General features: G+C 60.0%; 23 protein-coding genes. 14 read left to right on the top strand and 9 right to left on the bottom strand.

Annotated features, from left to right (window positions below):
* The first annotated feature begins 22 nt into the window (after positions 1–22).
* Both N554_RS0102455 and N554_RS0102450 read left to right on the top strand, forming a co-directional pair.
* Complete coding sequence (locus tag N554_RS0102455) at positions 23–2,182, top strand: adenylate/guanylate cyclase domain-containing protein (RefSeq protein ID WP_029582020.1); 2,160 nt, start codon at positions 23–25, stop codon at positions 2,180–2,182.
* Between the two features lie 167 nt (positions 2,183–2,349).
* On the top strand, positions 2,350–3,918 hold the full coding sequence (locus N554_RS0102450; protein ID WP_029582019.1) for a S10 family peptidase: 1,569 nt from the start codon (positions 2,350–2,352) through the stop codon (positions 3,916–3,918).
* 67 nt (positions 3,919–3,985) lie between these two features.
* On the opposite strand, the gene N554_RS0102445 is transcribed toward N554_RS0102450, so the two are convergent.
* A complete protein-coding gene (locus N554_RS0102445; protein ID WP_029582018.1) occupies positions 3,986–4,531 on the bottom strand; it encodes a tetratricopeptide repeat protein in 546 nt (181 codons plus the stop codon).
* Positions 4,532–4,749: 218 nt separating this feature from the next.
* Between N554_RS0102445 and N554_RS0102440 the strand changes: the two genes are divergently transcribed.
* The 5 genes from N554_RS0102440 to N554_RS0102420 all read left to right on the top strand — a co-directional run bounded on the left by N554_RS0102440 (position 4,750) and on the right by N554_RS0102420 (position 8,051).
* Positions 4,750–5,046 (top strand): His-rich protein BRANT, encoded by a 297-nt coding sequence (locus N554_RS0102440; RefSeq protein ID WP_245283498.1) that lies wholly within the window; start codon positions 4,750–4,752, stop codon positions 5,044–5,046.
* A gap of 281 nt (positions 5,047–5,327) precedes the next feature.
* Positions 5,328–5,750 carry a hypothetical protein gene (locus N554_RS0102435; protein WP_029582016.1) on the top strand — a complete coding sequence of 141 codons (423 nt, stop codon included), beginning with the start codon at positions 5,328–5,330 and terminating at the stop codon, positions 5,748–5,750.
* Between the two features lie 280 nt (positions 5,751–6,030).
* The gene (locus N554_RS0102430; protein ID WP_029582015.1) at positions 6,031–6,387 is read left to right on the top strand and encodes a hypothetical protein; all 357 of its coding nucleotides are present in this window, start codon (positions 6,031–6,033) and stop codon (positions 6,385–6,387) included.
* Between the two features lie 448 nt (positions 6,388–6,835).
* Positions 6,836–7,546 carry an outer membrane protein gene (locus N554_RS0102425; protein ID WP_029582014.1) on the top strand — a complete coding sequence of 237 codons (711 nt, stop codon included), beginning with the start codon at positions 6,836–6,838 and terminating at the stop codon, positions 7,544–7,546.
* Between the two features lie 265 nt (positions 7,547–7,811).
* Complete coding sequence (locus N554_RS0102420; RefSeq protein WP_029582013.1) at positions 7,812–8,051, top strand: hypothetical protein; 240 nt, start codon at positions 7,812–7,814, stop codon at positions 8,049–8,051.
* Positions 8,052–8,170: 119 nt separating this feature from the next.
* Here N554_RS0102420 and N554_RS0102415 read toward each other — a convergent pair whose 3' ends face one another.
* Positions 8,171–8,443 (bottom strand): hypothetical protein, encoded by a 273-nt coding sequence (locus N554_RS0102415; RefSeq protein WP_029582012.1) that lies wholly within the window; start codon positions 8,441–8,443, stop codon positions 8,171–8,173.
* 708 nt (positions 8,444–9,151) lie between these two features.
* Between N554_RS0102415 and N554_RS0102410 the strand changes: the two genes are divergently transcribed.
* The 4 genes from N554_RS0102410 to N554_RS35295 all read left to right on the top strand — a co-directional run bounded on the left by N554_RS0102410 (position 9,152) and on the right by N554_RS35295 (position 12,344).
* Positions 9,152–9,373, top strand: coding sequence for a hypothetical protein (locus N554_RS0102410; RefSeq protein WP_029582011.1), 222 nt, complete (start codon positions 9,152–9,154; stop codon positions 9,371–9,373).
* A gap of 44 nt (positions 9,374–9,417) precedes the next feature.
* Positions 9,418–10,326, top strand: a complete 909-nt coding sequence (locus N554_RS37805; RefSeq protein ID WP_081851076.1) for a helix-turn-helix domain-containing protein — start codon at positions 9,418–9,420, stop codon at positions 10,324–10,326.
* Between the two features lie 87 nt (positions 10,327–10,413).
* A complete protein-coding gene (locus tag N554_RS0102400) occupies positions 10,414–11,130 on the top strand; it encodes an SDR family NAD(P)-dependent oxidoreductase (RefSeq protein ID WP_029582009.1) in 717 nt (238 codons plus the stop codon).
* Complete coding sequence (locus tag N554_RS35295; protein WP_245283497.1) at positions 11,127–12,344, top strand: NAD(P)H-dependent flavin oxidoreductase; 1,218 nt, start codon at positions 11,127–11,129, stop codon at positions 12,342–12,344. The genes N554_RS0102400 and N554_RS35295 overlap by 4 nt, the downstream gene beginning before the upstream one ends.
* Here the strand turns inward: N554_RS35295 and N554_RS0102390 are convergent.
* Positions 12,341–13,579: a glycosyltransferase gene (locus tag N554_RS0102390; protein WP_029582008.1), complete on the bottom strand. Its 1,239-nt coding sequence runs from the start codon at positions 13,577–13,579 to the stop codon at positions 12,341–12,343. The two genes, N554_RS35295 and N554_RS0102390, sit on opposite strands and share 4 nt — an antisense overlap.
* Positions 13,580–13,937: 358 nt before the next feature.
* On the opposite strand from N554_RS0102390, the gene N554_RS37800 reads away from it, so the two are divergent.
* Positions 13,938–14,294, top strand: coding sequence for a hypothetical protein (locus tag N554_RS37800; protein ID WP_245283496.1), 357 nt, complete (start codon positions 13,938–13,940; stop codon positions 14,292–14,294).
* Positions 14,295–14,624: 330 nt separating this feature from the next.
* Here N554_RS37800 and N554_RS0102380 read toward each other — a convergent pair whose 3' ends face one another.
* Positions 14,625–14,906, bottom strand: a complete 282-nt coding sequence (locus N554_RS0102380) for a hypothetical protein (RefSeq protein WP_029582006.1) — start codon at positions 14,904–14,906, stop codon at positions 14,625–14,627.
* 483 nt (positions 14,907–15,389) lie between these two features.
* Here N554_RS0102380 and N554_RS0102370 point away from each other — a divergent pair, with 483 nt between their 5' ends.
* Both N554_RS0102370 and N554_RS0102365 read left to right on the top strand, forming a co-directional pair.
* Positions 15,390–16,898 (top strand): amidohydrolase family protein, encoded by a 1,509-nt coding sequence (locus N554_RS0102370; RefSeq protein ID WP_029582005.1) that lies wholly within the window; start codon positions 15,390–15,392, stop codon positions 16,896–16,898.
* A gap of 582 nt (positions 16,899–17,480) precedes the next feature.
* Positions 17,481–18,809 (top strand): MFS transporter, encoded by a 1,329-nt coding sequence (locus N554_RS0102365; RefSeq protein ID WP_029582004.1) that lies wholly within the window; start codon positions 17,481–17,483, stop codon positions 18,807–18,809.
* An 87-nt stretch (positions 18,810–18,896) separates the two neighbouring features.
* Here N554_RS0102365 and N554_RS0102360 read toward each other — a convergent pair whose 3' ends face one another.
* The 5 genes from N554_RS0102360 to N554_RS42855 all read right to left on the bottom strand — a co-directional run bounded on the left by N554_RS0102360 (position 18,897) and on the right by N554_RS42855 (position 24,061).
* Complete coding sequence (locus tag N554_RS0102360; RefSeq protein ID WP_051677269.1) at positions 18,897–20,168, bottom strand: metal ABC transporter permease; 1,272 nt, start codon at positions 20,166–20,168, stop codon at positions 18,897–18,899.
* The gene (locus N554_RS0102355; protein ID WP_245283500.1) at positions 20,165–21,073 is read right to left on the bottom strand and encodes a metal ABC transporter substrate-binding protein; all 909 of its coding nucleotides are present in this window, start codon (positions 21,071–21,073) and stop codon (positions 20,165–20,167) included. Before N554_RS0102355 ends, N554_RS0102360 begins: the two co-directional genes overlap by 4 nt.
* A 50-nt stretch (positions 21,074–21,123) precedes the next feature.
* Positions 21,124–22,527 (bottom strand): acetamidase/formamidase family protein, encoded by a 1,404-nt coding sequence (locus tag N554_RS35290; RefSeq protein ID WP_051677268.1) that lies wholly within the window; start codon positions 22,525–22,527, stop codon positions 21,124–21,126.
* A 290-nt stretch (positions 22,528–22,817) separates the two neighbouring features.
* Positions 22,818–23,723: a tyrosine-type recombinase/integrase gene (locus tag N554_RS0102345; RefSeq protein WP_371259450.1), complete on the bottom strand. Its 906-nt coding sequence runs from the start codon at positions 23,721–23,723 to the stop codon at positions 22,818–22,820.
* Positions 23,654–24,061, bottom strand: coding sequence for a helix-turn-helix domain-containing protein (locus tag N554_RS42855; RefSeq protein WP_371259447.1), 408 nt, complete (start codon positions 24,059–24,061; stop codon positions 23,654–23,656). Before N554_RS42855 ends, N554_RS0102345 begins: the two co-directional genes overlap by 70 nt.
* Positions 24,062–24,093 lie beyond the last annotated feature (32 nt).

Raw genomic sequence — 24,093 nt, 5'->3', positions numbered from 1 at the left:
GGACGACAACCCAGATACCGCTATGAGCCGCGCCGTTAGACGAGATGCAGTCGCGATCGTTCTCGTCGCTCTGGCGTGTGGCCTTGCTTTTGTCCTGCCGCCTTTCGGCTTCATCCATGGCTGGTCGATCGACGCTCTCACCGCACTACGGTGGGAGCTATTTGGCTCGCGCCATGATGCGGCCGCGACACCGGTTGCCGTTATCGCAATTGACGAGGAGACTTACGAAACCCCACCCTTCAAGGGCTCGCCAACCCTGACCTGGACCCCGGAGGTCGGTCGGGTCCTTGATGCGGTCATCGACGGCGGGGCGAAGGTCGTAGGATTCGACGTCGTATTTCCGACGTCGATCGAACAATCCGAGATCCCTTTCGGTGACGATCTGCTGGGCGCGCGAATGCGCGGTTTCGACCGGAACTTCCTTCGATCTCTTGCGAAGGGATCTTCTGCCGGCAAGGTGGTGCTGGGCGAAATCTTGCGCGGCAACGGGTCGATCCGGCCTTCGGCCGGACAACGAATCGCGGTGGGTCAGCAGAAGAACATCCGTCCGCTCAATATATATTCAGACGCCGACGAAGTGATGCGCAGAGTACCGCTGACGTTCCCGGGCGACGGGAAGCCGATACCCTCGATGGCGCTCGAGCTGGCATCGCGCGCACTCAACACCGAACCAGTGCTGTCCGGCGACGGAAGCGTGACACTCGCCGGTTATCTCATTCCGAGCGCGGTGCCGAATACGCTGACCCTCAATTTCGAGGGTGGCGCCAATGATATTCAAACCTTTTCGTTCGCCGACCTTCGCGCCTGCGTCGAGAGTAAAAACGCGGAATTTTTCCATCGCGAATTCTCCGGCAAGATCGTTATCTTCGGCGCATTGCTTGATTCCGAAGACCGAAAACTCACCTCCAAGCGCTTTGCGACGGGGCTCGATGGATCTCGGTCGCCGCGTTGCGCGCTGCCGCCGGCGCAGCCGGCCGCCGGGCAATTCAAACGCAGTTCGATCGCCGGCGTATATATTCATGCGACGGCCGTCCATAACCTGATGAATCGAGACGCCGTTGTCGAACCCGGCCGTTTGCCGACGGCGATCATCGGCATCGCTTTCGCCGCGCTGGCCGCACTCGCGGCACGAATGTTGACGCCGGGTGCCGCCGCGATTGTCTATCTCGGCATGGTCGCGATCTGGACGTGCTTTGCAACGCTTGCATTTACGCGGTCGCTGGCGCTGCCGCTAAGCGAGCCACTTCTCGCCGGGCTTTCTTCGATGATCGCGATCGTTGCATATCGTCTGGTCGTTGCGGACAAGGGCGAACGGCTGCTCCGCAAGAGTTTCGCGCTCTATCTCGCGCCGCAGGTGATCGACAAGATGCTGGCGTCCAAAAAACTGCCTGTACTGGGCGGCGAGACCCGCGACGTCACCGTGTTCTTTTCGGATCTGGTCGGTTTTTCATCGATCTCTGAAAAAATGGCGCCGGCGGACCTGGTTACGTTCATGAACGAGTACCTCTCCGCCATGACCGACATCATCGAAAGCAACGGCGGCTATATTGATAAATATATCGGCGACTCGATTGTCGCGGTGTTCGGTGCGCCGGCCGACGATCGCGACCACGCCAGCAATGCGGCGCACGCAGCGCTCGGTTGCCGCGCACGTCTCGACGAACTTAATCAAGGCTCGGCTGCCTTTAAGGGCTACGAGGTGGCGCACCGAATGGGACTCAATTCCGGAGAGGCGCTGGTCGGCAACATCGGCTCGCGGCGGCGCTTCAACTATTCCGTGATGAGCGACGCGGTGAACCTCGCGTCGCGGCTTGAGGGTGCAAACAAGTATTACGGCACCACGATCGTCGGCTCGGAAATGACAGTGGCGCTCACGGGATCGACATTCACGTGGCGCGAACTTGACGCGATCCGTGTGCAGGGACGTTCCGCCCCGGTAAAGGTCTACGAATTGCTTGCGGTGGCGGGGCAGGAGACGCCGCAGCAGGTTGCGTCTGCCGCCGCCTACGCCGAGGGGCTCGCGCATTGGCGGATACGTGAATTCAATGCTGCTACAAAATGCTTCGAGCGCGTCGCCGCTATCGATAAGGCATCTGCGCTGTTTCTTAGCCGGGCTCGTGCGTTCGTAAGCCATCCACCGGGTTTGGATTGGGAACCGGTCCATACGCTGGAAGGCAAGTAGGCGACGAGGCGTTAGCGGAATCGTGATTGCCGACAATCTCTAGCTGTTGCGAACGATGCGGAGCTGTCGCAGGTTTGCGCAAGAAGCTGCGACGGCCCGGAATGCCGGTCTCGTGCGGTAAACGAGCCGGTATCCGGTTGGTCGCGGGAAGCAGGAGAAGAATGGACATGGCTAATCCTTTCGCCACGCAGCGCCATGCGCGCTTCGCGTTTGCGCTTCTCGCGTTTGCCATGCTGGCGAGTGCGCGCGCCGAGGATGCGCCGCAGCCGCCTCAGCCCACAGCAACGCCTCCGGGTCAGAAATCCGCTGCAACGGGCGAACGTGCCGCCGCCACCCCGGCTTCGCCGTCCACAGCCGAGCAACATCGTCTGCCACCGGATTCCACGACAAAACAAGCGCTCGTGCTTCCCGAGCGCACGCTCGCCTTCGCCGCCACCGCAGGTTCGATCCGCCTGTTCAACGATAAGGGCGAGCCGCAAGTCGACATCGCCTACACGGCCTATCAACTGGATGGCGCCGATCCGCTCACCCGACCTGTAACATTTGTCTTTAATGGCGGGCCGGGCGCGTCCTCCGCCTGGCTCCAACTCGGCGGTCTCGGACCTTGGCGGCTGGCCATCAACGCAGACGCGGTGAGTTCTTCGACTTCGCCCGACCTCCAGCCGAATGCCGAAACCTGGCTGGATTTTACCGATCTGGTCTTCCTCGATCCGGTCGGCACCGGCTATAGCCGCTTCATCGCGACCGGCGAGGACGTTCGCAAGCGATTTTTCTCGGTCGACGGCGACGTCAGTTCGATCGCGTTGACGATCCGCCGCTGGCTGGAAAAATCCAACCGGCTGCTGTCACCCAAATTTGTCGTCGGCGAAAGCTATGGCGGCATCCGCGGGCCGAAGATCGTTCGCAATTTGCAGACCCAGCAGGGCGTCGGGGTGAAGGGCCTTATCCTGGTCTCGCCGGCGCTGGATTTCCGTGAATTTTCAGGCTCCGGCCTCCTGCAATATGTGCGGAGCCTTCCCACCATGGCAGCGGTGGCGCGCGAAGCAAAAGGCGCCGTTACCCCTGCCGACATGGGCGACGTCGAACGCTACGCGCGCGGCGAATTCTTGAGCGATCTCATCAAAGGCGAGGCCGATGCCGAGGCGACAACGCGCCTTGCCGACAAGGTGGCGGCATTGACGGGGATCGATCAGGCTGTGAGCCGCAGGCTGTCCGGGCGTTTCGAAGTTCCCGAGTTTCGCCGTGAATTCGACCGGAAGAACGGCAAGGTGACCGGACGCTACGACGCCTCAGTCTCAGGCTTCGATCCCTATCCGGATTCGAGCTTCTTTCATTTCGGCGATCCCTCAGGCGAACCCTTGGCAGCGCCGCTGACCAGTGCTGCGGTCGATCTCACCACGCGCAAGCTGAATTGGCGGCCCGACGGTTCTTACGAGCTACTCAACGGCGCGGTCGGACGAGCCTGGGATTTCGGCCGCGGCCTCTCGCCTCCCGAGTCGATCTCCCAACTGCGGCAGATTCTCGCGCTCGATCCAAAGCTGAAGGTGCTGGTGGCGCACGGCCTGTTCGATCTCGCCACGCCGTATTTCGGCTCCAAGATCCTGCTCGACCAGCTGCCGCCCTACGCTTCGCCTGAGCGCGTGAAGCTCGTGGTCTATCGGGGCGGCCACATGTTCTATTCGCGCGACGCTTCGCGTCAGGCATTCCGGGACGAGGCGCAGACGATGATGAAGTGAGAGCAGGGCTAAAACAAAACCGGCGCAAACCCGGAAGGTCTGCGCCGGCTAATTCGGATTGCCGAACTCAGTAGACGAGGCCGGTGCCGGGCGGCTTTTCGAGCGCCGCGGCGAGCGAGCGGTATTCTTCGCTGTTAGTGCCGGCGAGCGCGGCGATTCGGTTCAGGTGATATTGTGCCTGATCGCGGTTGCCCTGTTCGACCTGCCACAGCCCATAATACTGCCAGGTCTTAACGTGGTTCGGGTCGGCCTTCAGCGCGCGCTCGTACCAGATCTGTGAGACCTTGTAGTCGCCGAGCTTGCGATAGGAGTAGCCAATCAGATTGGCGACGGCGGCGCTGTCGTCGTGACCGAGCGCCTTCAACTGCTCGATCGCGCCAGCATAGTCCTCGCGATCATAGATCGAGGCGTAGGCCGCGCGATAACCCTTGGCGAATGCCGCATACTCGACGCTGGGGCTGACTTCGCTGCTCTTTTTCTTCTTCGACTTGGTCGAGGAGGGCGGAGGCGCTTCGTTGTCGGGCGCGGCGTACACCTTGGTGACCACGGGCGCCGCGACCAGGGCGATCGAAAACATTGCCAGGGTCAAAAGCCTGATAGCAAATTTGCTCATCCATCTCTCCTGATTTCCATGGGCGATCCTACACCGAAGCCCGTTGACTTGAACACCCGTCGCTCGAGAACATTCCAGTGAATGGTCTCTATTTCGGAGGGATTTTGGCAAGCGTGCCCAACCTGCGGGCGGGAACATGACAACCATGTCATCCAGATGAACGAAGCCTATCGTTGCGCTTCAGGGTGGGTTCAGCAGCGGCACGTAAGGTCGCAAGCATGATCGACGAGCAGCCGCGCGACCCGGCCACCTCACGATCCCCTTTGAAACAGGAGATGACCATGCTGAAGACAATTTCCGCTGCGTTGCTGGCGGTTTCCGTCCTCGCTGCGCCCGCGCTTGCCGCCGGTTCCGGCAAGACCACGCAAGCGCCGGCGGCCAAAACCGCGCAGGTCAAACCGAACGTGATGAACCCGAATGCCAAGATGGGCCCTCATCAAGTCAAGCACGCCAAGACGCACCAGCTCTCCAAGGCCACGACCAAGCACATTGCTCCCGCTAGCAAGCGCGGCTGATGCTGATCCGCGGGCGTGGCCGATACATTGCCCGCCGCTCCCAGCGGATGTCAGGCCCGGCCCGTGCGCCATTGCTTCCCCAATGGCCACGGGTCGGCGTCGTGTTTCTTGCAAGGTCGTCTTTCTTGCAAGTATGACTTCTGCTCGATAGCCGAGATGCCAATTCCATTTCTCCGGCCGGCGGTCTAGGATTCGCGACACTGGGGTCGAGCCCGCGGTATGCTTTGGCGGATCGTGCGCGCCGGGGGGAAACGAGCTGCACCTAAAAAAACGAGTCGTACTTGGGAATATCAGCAAAGCGTGCGGCGACCCTGATGCTGCCGATCGCGCTCGCGGCCTGCGCCGGCAATAACGACGGCGGAAGCATCAGCTACACCGACGATCGTGGTGTCGCCAACCAGCCCTATCCCGACAATTACCGCGCCGAAATACTGGCGTTCATGAAAACCTACCTCAACGATCCGCGCGGCATACGCGATGCCGCGATGGCCGAGCCGGTGCAGCGCACCGTCGGCGGCCGGCTGCGTTATGTCAGCTGTCTACGTTTTACCCCGCGCGAGTCCGACGGAAGTTATCGCGAGTTACGAGAACGCGCCGTTCTCTATGTCGATCGCCGGCTCGACCGCCTGGTCGAGGACACCGGCGACATCTGCGCCGGCGCGGTCTATGCGCCGTTCCCGGAGTTGGGGAAGCTGGCGCGCTAGCGTTTGACATGGCTCTCGACCCGCGGCTCTCGACCCGTCATCCGCCATGATGATCGCCGATGCACGACCAAAAACCACTGCGCTTTATTGCTTGATCTCCGATGCGGCAACGCCAGCGCGTAATCGAACACGCGCCGAGATCAGGTATGCCCAGCCCGCGCCGCAATTGCGAGCTATATTTGGAACACCGTGATTATCACGACGCTGCGATTCGCAAAGAGCGGCATGAACATTGCTTGAAGCAAAAACGGGACTGGGCTTGGGACTCAGGAGCGTGGCAATGAAACGCATCGTGTTTGGTCTGACCCTTGGTGTGATAGTTGCGTGCCTGGTTGGCAGCGCGACAGCCCGCGACCTTGACGGGCGCTACGCCAACTCACCGCTTAAATCCTGGTTCGATCGGCTCGCGAGCGGCAGAGGACTGTGCTGTTCCGTGGCCGATGGTGAAAGCGTCGCGGATCCCGATTGGGAATCCAAAGACGGCCATTATCGCGTCCGCCTTGACAATAAGTGGATCGACGTTCCCGACGACGCTTTGGTCACCGAACCAAACCGGGCGGGACGGACGATGGTTTGGCCGATGCGGGTTGAGGGGCAGATCTCGATCCGGTGCTTCATGCCGGGCAGCATGATCTAAAACGCTCGTAAAATTTGTACGCGTCCGTCCGGAACGCCTGGAAAACGGTTTCTCTGGTCGAGGGGCGGACCGCCGACTTGCTTGCCCCAAGCGCTGAACGGTACCTTGCGCCGATTGGAAAGCTCACCAGCCGGTCCGGCATCTGCGGAAAGTCGCCCATCGGGACAACGGCTGCGTGTTTTCCCGGGTTTTGCTTGCCCGGCGCCCCGCGATGCGGGGAAATCCATCACTTTTCAGCGAGCCCTGAACCAGATCGCCAAAAGGCGCGACAAACCATCACCGCAAACCGGCTTTTGGGGCAAAACGCACCGCCGATTGGAACAAAAAGACGTTGTTGCCGTCGGGTCACAGTTGCGAATGATCACTGGTCCGGCATTGGCGCTAAGCAACCAAAATGAGGCCACGTTGTTTGACTTGATGTGGTAGCGACAATAACGGGGTACAACTCATGAAAAGGCTTTTGCTCGGCGCAGCCGCCATTGTTGCGTTCGCGGCTCCCGCGTTCGCGGCGGATATGCCGCCGCGTCCTTATACAAAGGCTCCGGCCTATACGGCGCCGCAAGCCGTCTACAACTGGACCGGCTTCTATATCGGTGGCCATGTCGGCGGTGCCTTCGCGGGCGACAACAGCCTGCAGGGAAGTGAGGGCCGGTTTCTGGGCGGCGTGCAGGGCGGCTTCGATTACCAGTTCGCGACGAACTGGGTGGTCGGTGCTGAAGCCCAGTACAGCTGGCTGAGCAGCAACAACAATGGCGTGCTTTTCCCGGGTGGTACTCTGGTCACCACCAACAATGACCAGCTGGGCTCGGTCACCGGCCGGCTCGGCTACACTTGGGGTCCGGCGCTGCTCTACGCCAAGGGCGGCTACGCCTGGCGCGACAACAGCAATATCGACGTCAGCGTCGGTGGCGCGCCGGTCGCCTTTACCGCCGATGGAAGCCGCAAGGACGGTTTTACCGTCGGTGCCGGTCTCGAATATATGTTCGCGCCGAACTGGTCCGCCAAGGCCGAATATCAATACTACAACTTCGGCAATACCACCATCACCGGCGGACCGGCTGAGATCGTCGGCTCCCGTTTCCGGAACGACGACCATACTGTCAAGGCTGGTATCAACTACCGCTTCGGCTGGGGTGGCCCGGTCGCCACGCCGTACTGACCAAGTCTGCATGGATGCGGGAAAAGGCCTTGGGCGGCCTTTTCCTGCCTGCGTCGGGCCTTGTTCAGCATGAGCTTAAGCGTTTCACGGGTTGGCGGCGCCTTGGCGGGGCTGAATCCCCGCTTTCTTGAGCGGCTCGACCCCAATCGGACCCGAAAGCCGTCCGTGTGCCGGCTGCCCTCCGACAAATAAATATTCTTCGGCCGAGGCGGAACTTCCGCTCGCAATCGGCTATTATGCCGCCGCTGGTGAGTGGACAACGAACATGCGTACCTTGTTGTTAGGGGTGATTTTATCTGTAGTTGCGGCGCCGTGCGTTGCCCAGACCGTCCTGAGATCCGAACCCCTCATGCTTGCGCCTTATGAAATCGCCTTTGTGCAGGCGGCTTCATGTCCAGCCGGAAAGGTGCTCAAGGTCACCGGCGCGATAAGAGGGCTGCACCGCAAGAGGGCCTGTGTGGCACTGGCCGCCGAGCAGGCTTCGCTGGGGGCGGCGACGCCCTAGCTCAGAAGCCATCGTCATTGTGGGGTGCAATCTCCAGGTCAAAGCCTACTGATTGGGAAGAATCAGGCTTGGAAACCCGGGATTCCGCGTTTGCGCCAATGCGCGCGCCGAGATGACGGTCACTCCAATCGTCCCGTTTCCGAACCAAGCTGAAGTTCCAGTTCGGCGTCGCGCTCGGCGTCGGCCTGGTTTTTGGCGGGATCCTCCTGCGGGTCCGGCCGGCAGGGTTTGATCTCGTAGTCATTATCCAGCACCGGCCGTGGCGATGGCTTGTCATCTTCCGATGCCACGTCGACCACAAGGCCGCTCAGCCGAGCATGCCTCCAGACATCCGCCTCGGTCGGATAGGCCTTGCTCAACTTGGCATCATTACTGAACAGCGCATAGGGCATTGGAATGTCTCCGATAGGACGAGCTTAACGCGCCTGAGAGGTGGGGGTTTCGGCCCGGGGGAGGCGCCAGCTTCACGCACAGGTGAAAGTCTCGGACGCGGCTGGGGCATTTCGACGGAGCCTCTGAGTCGTAAACGAGTCCTGAATCCGGCAAAAAATATCATGCGAGACTCTCCGACTAGAATCGCCTGATGTTTCGTCGCCATGAGAACGGTCTTCAAAACATCCGGCGAGCGAGTGCACATCGCGCTTGCGGCGGCGCTATTGGCGGCCTCAGCGGCGAATCTCTTACTGGTGTGGGGATGGTCGTAAGCCGGCACGCCGGAGCGCACCGCCAGCCGGAAATTTCGCGGCGATACGCGGACTATGCCCAGGTCCTTAGGTTTCTCTATTGTCTCACAGGTTGAAACGGCACGGACTCATTCCGGACTGGTTGAATTCGACGGTCTCGGAGTGTCGAAGGCCGTGATCGTCGGTGGTCCGCTGGTTGGTTGGAAGCCGCAGGCGAGGGCGCGGCGGCGGGTGTGACCGCAGGGGGCCGGCGGCCCGCCGCGAGGATGAGAAGATCGGCGGGTCGTGCGCATGCCAAGGCTTGCTGGAGCACCTACTTGCTGGAGCACCTAAATGAATCGTGAGGCTTGCCGTACCTTGTGATCGAGCTTGCCGTCACCATGATCGCGAAGGGGCCCCAAATTGGGGAGATCCATGATGCGAAAGTTGATCATGACAATAGCGTTCCTGGCCCTGGTCGGCACTTCGGCGGCGGTTGCGCAGACGGCTCGTTCGCCAAATGAAGCACCTGTCGGCCACCGCCAGCCGCGCGCCGATCAAGTGCCATCGGAGAAAAACCTGATGAACCCGAACGATCCAGTCAATCGCGAGAACGCTGAACTCGACCGCAAGATCAAGGGCATTTGCCGCGGTTGCTAAGGTTACTGGCCTCTCATCGTACCTGGCTGGAGCATTGTGCCGGCATGAATTTCGTCGAGTATCCAATTGGTGTCCATGCGAACGTCTCGGCGCATGAGGGTGTTGGTATTCTGAGATGTTTTCGTTCAGCCTCGCTTTCCGATATCCTCGAGGCAATCTGGGACTGCGACATTCCGGATGGGGATGTCGCAAAGGCGCTTACGATCAAGTGTGCCCCGGGCACCTCTCTTCGGTTAATCGGTCAATATCGAACTCCGGCGGAAATACATCAACGCACGGAACTCCTACCGACGAAGTGCGCGACCCAGATTCAGTCTCATGCCGTTACTCTGCGCCCCACAGGAGCACTTGGCGTCGTCATTGTTTGTCTCAGGTCTGATGCGGCGAGCCGCATAGTCGAAGCTCCGCTTAGGGAATTCGCAAACGCCAATATCCATCTTGGGGACATATTCAGCGCTTGCGAAGTGGCAATGTGTGACGACTTGCTCGCAGCGGCGCAAACAAGCGAAGAGCGGATTGCTGGTGTGCAATCCTTCTTGCTTCGACATCTTCGGCCTCATGCCGATAGCCTCGCCAACCGCGCGGCGCTGCATCTCAGGAAAGACCCAACCATGCAGATGCACTCCCTCGCTGCAAAACTGGACTCCAGTCCGCGTCATCTTTCGCGTGCCTTCAATGCTGCTTTTGGCGTCAGTCCGAAGCGGTTCGCGCGCTTGGCGCGCTTTCAAAAAATTCTCGCGGAACGACGGAACGGCCGGTCGTGGGCACAGGTTGCCCAGGCCTGTGGCTTGACCGATCAGGCGCACCTCGTCAGCGAGTTCCGGGACATCGCTGGCGAGTCGCCGACAAATTTCTTCACGCGCGAGCTTCGCATCGGCGCAGAAGGGATGGATGAAGCCAACCTCATCATCCAGCACGCCCGTCCAGCGGATCGTTCGGTCACGGAAAGCTGAAACGGGTGTCCGAAAACGCCAAGACGAGTTTCGCAGAAATCGCCAGATTGATGCCCTGGATTTGGTCGATTTCAGCGAAAAAGCGTGATGAGCACCGTAGAGAAAGTTGCCATAGTAACGGGTGCGTCTCAGGGAATCGGCGCCGGAATAGTCCGGCAATTCCTCGCCAAGGGCTACCGTGTTGTCGCCTGTTCACGAAACGTCGCGACCTCCAGCCAGCTGAATCTGGTCGAAGTTACCGGCGACATCTCACAACCGGAAATAGCCTCCTTGGTCATCGAAAGGGCAAAAGAGCACTTCGGACGCGTTGACACCCTGATTAACAATGCCGGTGCTTTCCTGCCCAAGCCATTTACGGAGTACACCGGGAGCGAGTTTACGGCGCTCCTACAAGTAAACCTCGGAGGTTTCTTTCACATCTCGCAGAAGGCGATAACCGAAATGCTTCGTCGAGGGAGCGGGCACATCGTCAACATTACCTCCAGTCTCTTGGCTGAGCAGCCATTGAAGGCTTTGCCAGCGGCCCTAACGGCGATCACCAAGGGCGGGATCAACACAGTGACGCGGTCCCTCGCGATCGAATATGCCGACAAGGGTATTCGGGTGAATGCGGTGGCTCCTGGGGCGATCCGCACTCCCATGCATGCGATCAATACGCATGGCTTTCTTGCGACCATGCATCCAATGGGTCGCATCGGCGAAATTCAGGAAATCGTCGACGCTGTTCTCTATCTCGAAGATGCAGCTTTTGTCACCGGAGAGATTTTGCACGTCGACGGCGGTGCCAACGCAGGGCACTGGTGACCAATTCAAAATCGCCGGTCAGTCAAACTGGCGCGAGCAACAAAATGATCGCCTATCCTCGATCCATTATTGAGCTGTTCGGAATTGAAGTGCCGATCATTCAAGCGCCCATGCTCGGCATTGTTACGCCCTCGATGATTGTCCGAGTTGCAGAGGCGGGTGCGCTCGGCTCGCTGCCCCTTTCCAATCTGAGCCCAGAAGAGGCTCGGAGCACATTTTCCGAGATACGACGGCAGACATCGAAGCCTATCAATGTAAACTTTCTTTGCCATGAGGCACCCGAAAGAGACCCGGCTTGCGAGGATGCCTGGGTTCAGTGTTTAGCACCGTACTATGCCGAGTTCGGCCTTGCCTCCGACCCAAGTCCCCCCGGCGTTCTTGTTCCGGCATTCGGGAGTGCTCATTGCGCTCTCCTGGAAGAGATCAAACCGGAGGTCGTCAGCTTTCACTTTGGCCTTCCGTCCAAGCACCTTCTCGATCGCGTGCGTAAGGCCGGCGCGAAGATGGTGTCGTCGGCGACGACCGTAGAAGAGGCGGAATGGCTGGAGGAAGCCGGATGCGATGCCATCATTGCTCAAGGGCTTGAAGCTGGTGGACATCGGGGAACGTTCCTGCACCGCGACAAAGTCGAAGCGCAGGTCGGCACGATGGCCCTGGTGCCGCAGATCCTCGATGCAGTGAAAGTGCCGGTCATAGCAGCCGGAGGCATTAGCGATCCCAGGGGCGTTGCCGCTGCATTCGCATTGGGAGCATCGGCGGTACAGCTCGGCACGGCGTTTCTCCTCTGTGCAGAGGCGAATGTTTCTTCTCTGTACCGACAGGCGGTGAGGGCTGCGCGACCAGAGCAAACGCTGATCACAAACGTCTTCACCGGGCGACCGGCCCGCGTATGCTCAACGCGGATCGTGCGAGAGCTTGGTCCGATCGCGACGCATGTGCCGGCCTTTCCTCTCGCCGGGGCTGCGCTTGCTCCGCTGCGCGCCGCATCTGAACCGCACGGGCGCACAGACTTTATGCCGCTGTGGTGTGGTCAGGGCTGTGCGCCTGAGCCCGGAACTTCCAGCCGCAGAGTTGATCAGATGGCTGTTGGGACCACTCAAGCGGCGCTTGTAGCCGCAACCCAAGACACACCTGCGAATTTCGATCAGGCACTCGTGGAGATAAGACAGGCCCGCCACTGGACGAGCCGTCGAAATGGGATTCCCAGAGTCTAAAACGCCCGGGCATGGACTATGTGTTCCAGCTCGCTAACAAGACTGGTCTTGCTGACCTCGGCAGCAATAGTGTCTCCTAACCGGCGGGCCGCGGCGCGGAATTGCGGCCTCTCGATCAGGCGGCTTATCGCTGCGGCAATTTCCGTTTCGGCGGCGGTTGGCGCCAAAATCAACCCGACGCCGCAGGCTTCCACACGCGCGGCGATGTCGCCCTGATCGCGTCCCATCGGCATGACCAAAAGCGGCAGGCCGTGCAAGAGTGCACGGCTCACCGTGCCGTGGCCGCCATGAGTTACGACCAGCGAGACCTCCTTCATGACCGCATCATGCGGGGCGCTGGGCAGCAAGGTTACGTTCGCCGGCGCATGTACGCTGACGCCTTCCAAAGCCGGTCCGAGCGTCGCAATCGCATCCATCTTGATGCGTCCGATCGCATTGACAGTTCGTTGCAATACATCGGCCTGGTCTTGGTTCGTTGTGCTGAAAGAAACCAGCCCGCGGGGTCGATGCGATCCGCGGGACCAGGGGGGAATCCACGGCTGCGACCAATCTGAAGCATCCAACAGTGGCCCAATATACCGAACATTGCCGGGGAGGAAGTCGGCGGGAAAATCAAATGCTGCGCTCATGGCTATCAGGAGCCGGGCGGGTCGATCGAACAGCTCCAGCGCATGGCTGCAAGGGGCAAGGTGCAGGCTCGCACGCGCCTCGTTAAGCATCGGCAGCCATTTATTCATGACGGCAACGAACCTGTTATTTGCTGCTTCGACCCGGGTGCGCTCTTCGGGCGTACGAGGCGCTGGCAAACCACTGCCGATCGGCGGTACGCCTGACAGTGGCCGTAAGCTGATCGTGGGCGAAAGCAGTGCACAAGGAATGCGCGCGGCTTCCGCAGCCAGCACGGAGCCGAAGAGAGCGGTATCGGTCAACAGGCCATCAGTTGGGGCGCGCTTGATTTCATCTAGCGTGTCTGCGCCCCGCGCGGCGGCCGGACCAAACAGTAGGTTATCGAACGCCTTCTCAAGTGGGGCGCTGCTCTGCGCAATGGGCGAGAAACGCGGCTTTCGCTGCCAAGTGGCAAAGCCGAAGCCTGCCGCCTCCACCGGCTCACGCGCGTCCGCACGCGCGATAAAGCGAACGCCATGACCATTCGCGCGTAGTTGCCGCGCTGCGGTCAGAGTCGGGCCGAGATGGCCAGGACCGCCCCAAGATGCCACGAGGAAGTTGTAGGACATGGTTTCACGCTACGTGGCGGATTGGCGGTACAAGCGATCGACGCGATCAGACGAGCGTCTCGAAGCCCAGGGTCAATTGGCGATCTCTGCGACACTCGTCTTGGCGATTTCGGACACCCGCTTCAACATTCCGCGACGGGCGGCTTCCTGCCGATGGCTGCGACACCTCCCGGTAACGTGAGAGAATGGTGAACGTCATATAATTGACGAGCAAGCCGTCGCACCTATCTTCGATAGAGCTTCCTGTAGCCTAAAACCTCAACAACGATCGACAAGGAGCAGAAGGAGAGCGCTCTCCTCGCTGACAAGCATACTTGGCTTGTACAGAACGTACGATCTAACGATGGATGGGTGCGAAATGAATGATGACTTCCGCTATGCAACGCTCACCATTCTCGCAGTAATGCTGTCGATTTTTGCAAGCGGTCTCGCTCGCGCTCACGATCACCAGCGTCCTGAGTTGAACAGTTGGTATGAGAGCCTGCACAGTGGCAAGGGGCCATGCTGCGATGGCAGTGATGCGAAGCGCGTTGACGATGCCGATTGGGACAGCAAGAATGGTCACTACCGCGTGCGCATCGATGGCGAGTGGGTTGATGTTCCGCAGGAAGCTGTGGTGGGAGGACCAAACCGCGCTGGCCGCACAATGGTTTGGCCCTATTATCAAGATGGTCATCCGAAAGCGCGCTGCTTTATGCCAGGGAGCATGAGCTGATGTTGTTCGTGGTGGCTGCTGCTGAGATATTTTGTTTGACGGCAGACCGGGGCCAACTCGCGCCAGTTTGGATTTCCGGATGGGACCCGCAGCGACCCTCACGATCTGCGCGCCCTGGCGCGGCTCCGGCTGTCACAGCCATCAGATGGTCTGACGCAAGCCAGACTGCCCATTACGGAACGGTGACGCGCCATTGTTCCACATGCTGGACCGGGTCCTATCCTAGCAACAAGGGGATTTGCCGCAACACTGATTTCGCCTTGGACAAATTCTAACAACATCAATCTCGGTAGTGATGCACCTTATTGTGCAATTGCGCGCTCAAAGATCTTATTCAGCAATAATTCGGGCTCTCCACGTTTCGTTCTTGATCATCGCGCCCATGAGGTCGATGAGAATTCGCGCAACGGCTTTACTTGAAGACATGTTGATTGTCCCTTGCGATACGACCACCGAAGCCGCCAGGATGGCGTCGGGTCCATGATTGGAATTGCACCGAACAGTCCGTGCGGTCTGCATCCATTCATCCAGCGTGCCCGTCATGGCCTCGATGATGTGAAGCGAGATGTTCGGATATTGCTCCTCGACTTTCCTGATCAGCGCGGCGGCCAACCCCCGGCATGCCGATGTTGGAAATCCGACAGATACTTTGTCACTCGGATTCTTGGTTTGATTGAGAACGGTCTCCTTGGCGAAGGCGACGTCCTTCAGGATCGAGCGCGCATGCGCGTAAAGAGTGTGGCCGGCCTCGGTGAGCAGCCGGCGACGCCGATTGTCGGCGAATGGTGATCAGCCCGCCACTTCCAGCAGCAGGGCCGCCAGCTCACTTGGATGCGTAATGTACGGCAGGTGCGAGCTCGCGTGCCGGCCACGAAGGCACGGCATGGCTTCGATAGCTGACCAATAATCGGTTCGCGCATCGCCAAGAGAACCGCGGGCTCGTTGTCCTCGATCGCGGCGCCATTCAAACAGACCGGCGCGTAGTCCAAGCCCGACGGAAACCCCGCGTCATGATTTGGGCAGATCCGGAGTGTAGCGTTCTCCCCGTTAACGACCGGCAACTGGTCGATCACCATTTAAACAGGGAGGAGGAAGATGGGTAGTTGGCTCAGTGAACGAGAACAGCGCCTTGTCGCAGGCGCCGAGGCGGCATCGGCCGCAACGCCGGTTCCGACCCAGATTGTATCGAACGGCGAGTATTTGCCGCCTTCGCAGAGCGCGACCCAGAAGAAGGTCGAGGCGCGCATTAATGAGTTGGCCGACCTTAACGGCGAACGGCTCGGCTTGAACCGCCGGCAGTTCATGCGAACGAGCTGCGGTATGGCGGCTGCCTTTCTCGCCATGAACGAGATCTACGGCAACGTCTTCCAGGTCACGGCGGCCGAGGCCCGCGAGCCTGAAATGATGCTGGCGCGGGCGCAAAGTCTCGCAGGGCAGTTCGTGTTCGACGTCCAGACCCACTTCGTGCGCGACGATTTCAAGCATGAGGAGCTGCTGGACCTCGCAAGCTTTGCCAGCCAGCACTGGAACCCGCAGATGAAGCAGGAGGGCGTGTCGTCGCTCGCCCGCTACAAGTTCCAGAACTATATGAAGGAGATCTATTACGACAGCGACACCACCATGGCGCTTCTGAGCGGCGCCCCGTTCGACGATCCGAGCTGGTGGCTGTTGTCGAACGAGCAAATCGCCAAAGCGCGCGAGATGGTCAATGACTTCGCGGGCTCACGCCGCTTGCTGGCGCACACCGTGATCACGCCCAAGCAGCCAGGCTGGATGGATGAGGTCGACAAGGCGATCGCAGTCTACAAACCCGATTCATGGAAGTCCTACACGATCGGCGACCCGCTTGCGCCGTCGAAATTTCCCTGGCGGCTTGACGACGAGCAGGTGATGTATCCGTTCTACGACAAGGCGGTGAAAGCTGGGATCACAACGCTATGCATTCACAAGGGTCTGCTGCCGCCCGATTACGAGAAATCCTTCGCCGGAGTATGGGAGTACGCAACCGCCTGGGACATCGGCAAGGCTGCCAAAGACTGGCCGCAGATGAACTTCGTCATCTATCACTCGGCGCTGCGTCCGTTCCTCGAGCTGCCCGACCAGGCCTGGGCCGAGTTCGAGTCCACAGGCCGCATCCGGTGGGCCACCGATCTCGCGGAAATTCCGCAAAAGTTTGGGGTCACTAACGTCTACGCGGAGCTTGGCACGTCGTTTGCGAACTCGGCCGTGGCGCATCCCAAATTCTGCGCTGCTCTGGTCGGCACGCTGATCAAGGGCATGGGGGTCGATCATGTCCTATGGGGCACCGACTCGGTTTGGTACGGGTCGCCCCAGTGGCAGATCGAAGCGCTGCGTCGGCTCGAAATCCCTGAGGATATGCAGAAGAAATATGGTTTTGCTCCGCTCGGTGGCGCCGACAGCGCGATCAAGCAGTTGATCTTCGGCGGCAACGCGGCCCGGATGTACCGGATCAAGCTCAAGGCCGCCGACAATATCAGGATGCCAACCTTTTCCGAGGACCGGCTGGCCGCCCTGAAGAGCGAGTATGAGCTCGCCGCCAAGGAGCCCTCGAATCTGCGTTACGGCTACGTCCGGGCCGCCTGATCGCGGTTTGAGCTTTTGCCCAATGGCTTCGGTGGGGATTCCTCGCCGAAGCCTGTCCCTATCGTAAACTTAATCTGGCGAGGGTGGGGCCGGGGAAGCTGGCAGACTCGCGAGGAATTTAATCAAGGCAGCGGATTGGCTGGTTCGCAACGAACGCGAATGCAACCGCCTCCCTGATACGGGAAATGGCCCATGGTGAACCCTCTCGATATCATGCTGGCGTTGGCGTTCGCGATCATGTGCATCCCGATTTTGGGAAATCGGCCGTAGCGGAGCGGCTGCCCATTGTGAGCCAAAAGTCTTATAAGATGGCAGTCCTGTTAGAGATTACACTCCTCCCGCTTAGAGATTACACTCCTCCCGCGCTTTCGGTCCCGGACAGACGGGGCGTTAGCGAAGGCTGTTGGAGTTCTCCTCGGGTGGTTCAAAGCTCTCCTGAGGTCGGGCGTTGCGGACACACACCGATGTCCAGATGTCGCGATTGTAAACACGCGCAGGGTCCTTGGGCCGCGAGAAATTCAAGCGCTGAAAAAATGCGAGGTAAAGATGCGAGGTGATGTCCTGAAATAATAGGAGGCGCACATGGCACTTCAAATTCCGAGAGATTTCCGCCGCGTGATTATCGCTGCGTCGGTGGGAAACATCATCGAATGGTATGACTTTTACATCTTCGGCAGCCTGGCCGCAGTTCTGTCAGTCAAATTCTTTGAACAATCCCACCCGGTCGCAGCTCTGCTGAGCACGATTGCGCTGTTCACCGCAGGATTTCTGATCCGTCCACTGGGGGCGTTCCTTTTCGGATGGATGGGCGACCGGGTAGGCCGCAAGTATACGTTCCTTGTTACGCTCAGCGGAATGGGACTGGGCACGGGAGCGATCGGGTTGATCCCGACCTACGAGTCGATCGGTCTGGCCGCCGCGTTCCTTCTCTTCGGCTTGCGGATGATCCAGGGCCTGTGCCTGGGCGGCGAGTATGGCGGGGCCATCACTTATGTTGCCGAGCATGTGCCGGACGAAAGCCGCGGCTACTACACCGGCTGGCTGCAGACCTCTCCGACTCTCGGCATCGTGGTGTCGCTGGCGGTAATCATTGCGACGCGGACGTATTTCGGCAATCAGGTATTCGACGAATGGGCGTGGCGCATTCCGTTCCTGGTTTCGTTCCTGCTGGTGGCCATCGCAATCTACATCCGGCTCCAGCTCCAGGAGACGCCGATCTTCCAGGAGATCAAGGCCAAGGGGCAGATGACCAGGAACCCCTGGAAGGAGGCCTTCCTTAGCGCGAACATCAAATTCATACTGATCGCCACCATCGTACTGATCGGGCAGGGAGTGGTCTGGTACAGCGGCCAGTTCTGGGCGCTGTACTTCCTGCAGCAGGTTTCCAAGGTGGACCCGCTGACCTCGGCCTACATCGTGGGAGCGGCGCTGCTCATCGCGACGCCGAGCTTGATCTTTTTCGGCTGGCTGTCCGACATCATCGGTCGCAAGCCGGTGATCTTGGGAGGCATGTTGCTTGCCGCGATCACGTACTATCCGCTGTATTTGTGGCTGGGAACGGTCACGCAGCCTGGCAACATCAACTATCCGATCGCGATCTTCATCATCTTCATCCTCGTTTGCTACGTCGGGATGGTGTATGGGCCGGTCGGGGCGTTCCTGGCAGAATACTTCCCCGGCAGGATTCGGTACACGTCGGTCTCGGTGCCGTATCACATCGGCAACGGCTGGGGTGGCGGATTGGTGCCGTTCATCACCTCGGCGGGTTTCGCGGCCACCGGCAGCATCGGCTACGCGCTGATCTATCCGATCGCGGTTCCTGCGGTGTGCTTCGTGCTTGCCCTCTTCCTGATGCCGGAGACCCGCAAAATAAGCATCTGGCACCCGATAGAGCCTAGAACCGCATCGTAACAAGAGTCCGATTAACGGGGCCTCTTGTTTGGCAACAGAAAGACTTCCGCTCACTGCGGAGCAGTGGACATGCGGTGAGTATCATCGCTATGACCGAGCCTGACCCATTCCAGGCGTCCAAAGGCGTCGCCAGCGAATTGGGGCAGACGCCAGTGCTAGCGCGAGCAAGCCCAAGCTCACGCTCCATCGAACACGCTCGCGCGCCCGCGCGCGAACTTCGCCCATGACGAATTGTTCGCCCTTTCGCATTTCCCCATAGGATTTCAGGAACGAGGAGATTCGGGCAACGCTGACGTCATCGAACGCCACGCCTTCGGTGCGGTTGCGTTTTTCCAAACTGTTGAGGCGCTCGGCCTCCATGTGGTAACGCTCGGCGTAATCGCTGGCCTCCACGAAGGTAGTCTGCTCGGCACGGGTGAAATACAGCGCTCGCAACGAAGGAGCCGCGACTTCCATCATGTCGAGGAGCGGTTGGTCGGCGCGCGGCGCTGCCGCCAGTTGGATTGCCGAGCCCGCCAAGATTACGGCAAAACCCCAGCGGACAGTTGCGATCGCAACGCGCAATGCATGTTGGCGATTGCCCCGCAGAAAAGGGTACAGCAGCCCGGCGATGGCCAATGCGCCACCAAAACCGCAGACCATGGCGGCGCCGGTCGGCAAATCAAAAGCAAAAGAGGCGGCAAGGCCGGCTGCGCTGGTGATCGTGCCGACAATCCAGCCGATCACGATCTGTCTTGCCAGCGACGACGCAAACATGACGCCGATGGCGGCGGGAACGATGAGAAACGAAAAGACCAGCAGCACCCCGGCAATCGCAACCGAACTGGTCACCACCACGCCAAAACTCGCATAGAACACGAATTCCCAGAAAAGCGCCCCCGTTCCACTCATCTGTCTGCGCAACAGCCAGTGCAGCAGCCCGATCGCGGCGTAGAGCGGGACAATGCCGGCAACCTCATTAAGGCCGCTGGTGAGAATATTTCCGGTCAAAATTTGCTTGAGATGTTCGGCGCCTTGCGGCGCGCGCTCGATGAGCAGGATGGCCGCCGCCGCCGCGACGACGTAGATCACCCCGATCAATGCCTCCTGCGGCACCCGCGTCCCCCAGGCCCGCGTAAAGGCCAGCAGTACAGCCGCAAGCAATGTGAATGCGAGCGAATAGCCATAGGTCGCGAAGCTCTGCGCCGGATGACCCAGCATGAAGGCGACTGTCGCGCCAAGCGCCGCGATCTGCGCAAGCGCCAGATCGACAAAGATGACTTTGCGCGCGAGAACCAGAATGCCGAAATAGGCGTGGATACCGACCAGACACAGCGCGACCAGGAATGCCGGCCAGAGAAACATAAGCGGGTCAATCATCGGGCCGCCGCCGATTTCAGGGCCTCGACGTTTACGTCAAAAAGGGAAATGTAATCGCTGGCTTCCGGCAGCGCGCCGACCGACGCGGCCAGTATGACAACCGAAGCCCCGGCCTTGCTCGCCACGAACGCCACATCGCGGTCCGGCTCGTGCGGTTCGCGCACGACGATTCGCACCCCGCGTTCACGCATGGTCTTGACGATGCCGGCAAGATGCGCGGGGCTCGGCGGCACACCAGGCTTGGTCTCGATAAATCCTGCAAAATCCAGTCGGAAGCGGCGCGCAAAATACGGCCAGCTATTGTGATAGGCAACGATCGGCGTGGATTTCAACGGCGCCAGCTTTTCTTCCCACTCCACCAGCTTGACTCGCAGGCGGGCGAGGAAGGCCAATCGATTGGCCTCGTATCGTGCCGCATTGGCCGGGTCGATACGCGCCAATGCCTCGAGAATCGTGCCGGTGATAATTTCCGCATTCTTGGGATCGAGCCAATAATGCGGATTGCCGCTGCCATGGGCGTGCCCATCGCCGGGGCCGACGCTCATCCCGCGAAGCTCCAGCGCGGCGATGGCAAAAGAGGCATCGACATAGCCGGGACCGCCGCGGGCAATTTCGCGCTTGCCAGCCTGTACCAGCAGTCGATCGATCCACAGATCGTAGTCGAGCCCCACGCGCACGAGCATGTGCGCGTTCTTGAGGCGCAGGACGTCCTGCGGTTTGGGCTGATAGTCCTCGGCATCCATGCTCGCCGGAACGAGATTGACCGCCGCGATCCGGTCGCCGCCTACGGCCTCTGTAAGGCTGCGCAAGTCGGTCGTAGTGGTTACAACTTGGATACGCTCCTGCGCAAATCCCGGCGACAGCAAGGCGAGCCAAGTGGCGATGACAGCGAAGCGCAACACCATGGATTTGACATGAGGAAGGGCCGCGCGGGGCGGCGCTTCCATGCCTTTCGTTACCGCTTGCCGTCCGCGACCCAGATGCTCTTCGGCATCAGGCAATGGACATTCTTCTCGGTGTCCGAGATTGCCCCGACCCGGCAATCCATCGCCGCGCTGGCGAGCCCATAGGCGTCGAGCCGGGCAACCTTCCTATCCGACTCGAGCAGCTTGATCATACCCATCGAGGCTTCGTTCATTGCCTTGTTCAGGTCGGCGTCCTTGGCGTGCGAGACCAGATATTTCGACGTCTCTTTGGTCGGGCGTTCCATGTCTTCCTTGTCGCGCACATTCTTTGGATTGAGGCAGTGGATGCCTTTCTTGACGTTGACGACCTGCGAGACACGGCAATCGGAAACGCTGGCCATTAATTTCTCGGCTTGTTCGGGAGGGACGCTGCGCTGCTCAGCAAGGAACTTGACGGTTTGCGCCTTAGCCTGCGCCCAGGCTTTGTTCATGTCTTGGTCGAAGCCCATGGTGATCCATGACTTCGCCGTCTCGATGCGCGGGAAGTCGAGCGGCTTGCCCTTGATGACTTCCACCGTGATGTTGAATTCCTTGTAGGCGGTCTCAATCGCGGTGAGGTTGACTTCGCCGTTGCCTTGGCCCGCATGAGAATCGCCGGTCCACAACAGTGCGCCGGCCACATGCACCGGCACATAAAGCGAGCTGCCGGCGACGAAGTCGCGGATATCCATGTTGCCGGCGAATTCTCCCGGCGGCACGCTTGAGTAGCGTCCCGGCTCCTTGCGCGCGACACCGATTGTGCCGGGGAACGGCCGCAGCGGCAGGACGACGCCGGGCAGGAATTCGGTCGTCATGCTGTCGAGGTCGAGATACAGATATTTGACTTGGCCGTCTTGATAGACGTTCGGGAACTGGCCGAACATTCCCGGCACGTTGAAGTTCGTCGCGTAAGAGCGCGGAACGATCTTGTTGAGCCTCACCTTGAGCACGTCGCCCGGCTGCGCTTCCTCGATATAAATCGGTCCGGTCAGCGTGTGCGGCCCGCGGCCGGGAAAATCCGTACGCGTCTTTTTGATCTCTTCGATCGTGGTGCCCGGAACCACCTGATTGTGGCTGTGCATCATCGTTTCCAACACGATGGTGTCGCCGGACTTGACGCGCAGCACCGGCGCTTGGGCATTGTCGAACCAGCCCCACTGCGTGGTTTCGAGCGTGGCGGGGAGCAGATGCACCTTTTTGCCGCTGGGCAAACCGACGACGCGAAGCTTGGAATCGGCCGGACCGACGCCGGGATAACCGGGCGTGGTGATCGTCGCGGTGGGCGGGTAAGCCGACGCTGCCGGAGCGGCGGGAGCCGGCGCGGGTGGCGGCGTTTGTGCGAGCGCCGCGGTGCCGATGATTGCCGCAGCGCTTGCGCCGAGTACGATGCGAGACCGTAATGTTGCTGGAGCCATGTTTTTATCCCCCCTGCGGCCAACTTTAGCCAATTCGCTAGATGGCCTTATGTCAGCGTAGGCCATTTTGGCACGCTTCGGCAATCCGGAGCGCCGTTGTATCGGCTCGCAACGCCTTGCAACACGGAAACAGGCAACAGAACGAAGTCTGAACCGTAAAAACTCTTTATTTTAAGGGACAAGTGATGGTGCCGGTTGAGAGGATTGAACTCCCGACCTTCGGTTTACAAAACCCATTGCCTAAGTTTAGATTGTAGCAGAAACGCCTTATTTTACTAGCTTTCTTTGATTTAGACCGCTGTCCCTGTGCCGGTTTTTGTGCGGCCTGAAAGACTCTCCGCAACCACTTCGCTCTTGAGAAACGCATATCGCTGGCTGGTGATTTTCACGTCACCATGGCCTAGCAGAGTGGAGACCTCTTCCATGCTTTTGCCGTCGCGCTGGAGCCATCGGCAGGCCGCGGTACGGCGTAGATCATGCCAACAAAGGTCGCCTATCCCGGCCCGCCGCATGGCTGCCTTGAGGCCCTTGTTCATGGCCAGATATCGCGTGCCCGTGTCCGGATTCCGGAGCACAAAAGCGCAATCCAAATGCCGCGCCGACTGTGCCAGGTTTTGTGCCGACCGCAGGGGCAGGGGGACGTGGCGGATTTTGCCGGTCTTGGTTGCCGCCGTGGTCGCAATGCGCGCCCTGATTTGGTCCACCTGAAGCCACGTAAGGCTGAAAAGCTCTTCCCGCCGTAGGCCGGTATCGATCGCTAAGGCCATAGCCAGCCGAGGCCCATCCGTTGCCGCCGCCAATAGCGCGCCCTCCTCCTCGGGGGACAGGTAGCGAGTCCGTGGCGGGGCTTCCTTCAGCCCGCGCTTGGCCCGCCGGCGCATATAGGACGTGACGGGATTCCCGCCGTCTTCGATCCATTCCCAATCGATCGCCGAAGTGAAGATCCCGGACAGGCAGCTTAGGTCGCGGCGGATCGTTGCGGCGGTGACGCCTTCCGACCGGCGCGCCGTTTCGAAGTCAGAGAGTGCGCCACTCTTGATTTCGTCAAGCGTCTTGTCTCCGAATTGCAGGGCGAGGTGTTTCAGACTGTCGCCATATCGGCGCGCGGTTGATGGCTTGATGGTTATCATGTGCTCTCGGACGAACCGCTCCGCAGCTTCGTTAAACGTCCGCCTCGGCTTATCGCCCCATTTGATGGCATCGAGTTCCCCGAGCCATTCCCTAAGACGCTTTTCAGCAATTGCTCTATTCGCTGTTTCGAGGCTAACCCGCTGCTCTTTATTTTGACGCTGGGCGCGGCCCCACCAGATGTTGCCCCGCTTGTAAAGCCCTGCCATTGCGACACCTCTTTAAGGTTGTTCTTGCGCCATGTATCGAGGGCTTCTGCGTTGAAAAGCCAATGGCCTCTTGCGCCAACCGGCTGCCAAGCCCCCGGAACCTTGCCGGCGGCGGCAAGCCTAGTCCAATGCCGCGCCGAAAGGCCATAGCGGGCGGCTACCTCAGATGCTTTTAGCGGTTGATGGGCCCTGCTCACGGCTTACTCTCCCCTGTAGATGGGAGTTGTGG

Origin of the sequence: Bradyrhizobium sp. URHD0069, from assembly GCF_000701345.1 — a bacterium.
Lineage (GTDB): Bacteria > Pseudomonadota > Alphaproteobacteria > Rhizobiales > Xanthobacteraceae > Bradyrhizobium.
The sequence above is the reverse complement of the archived record's forward strand: the minus strand, read 5'-3'. Positions and strand labels throughout refer to the sequence as shown.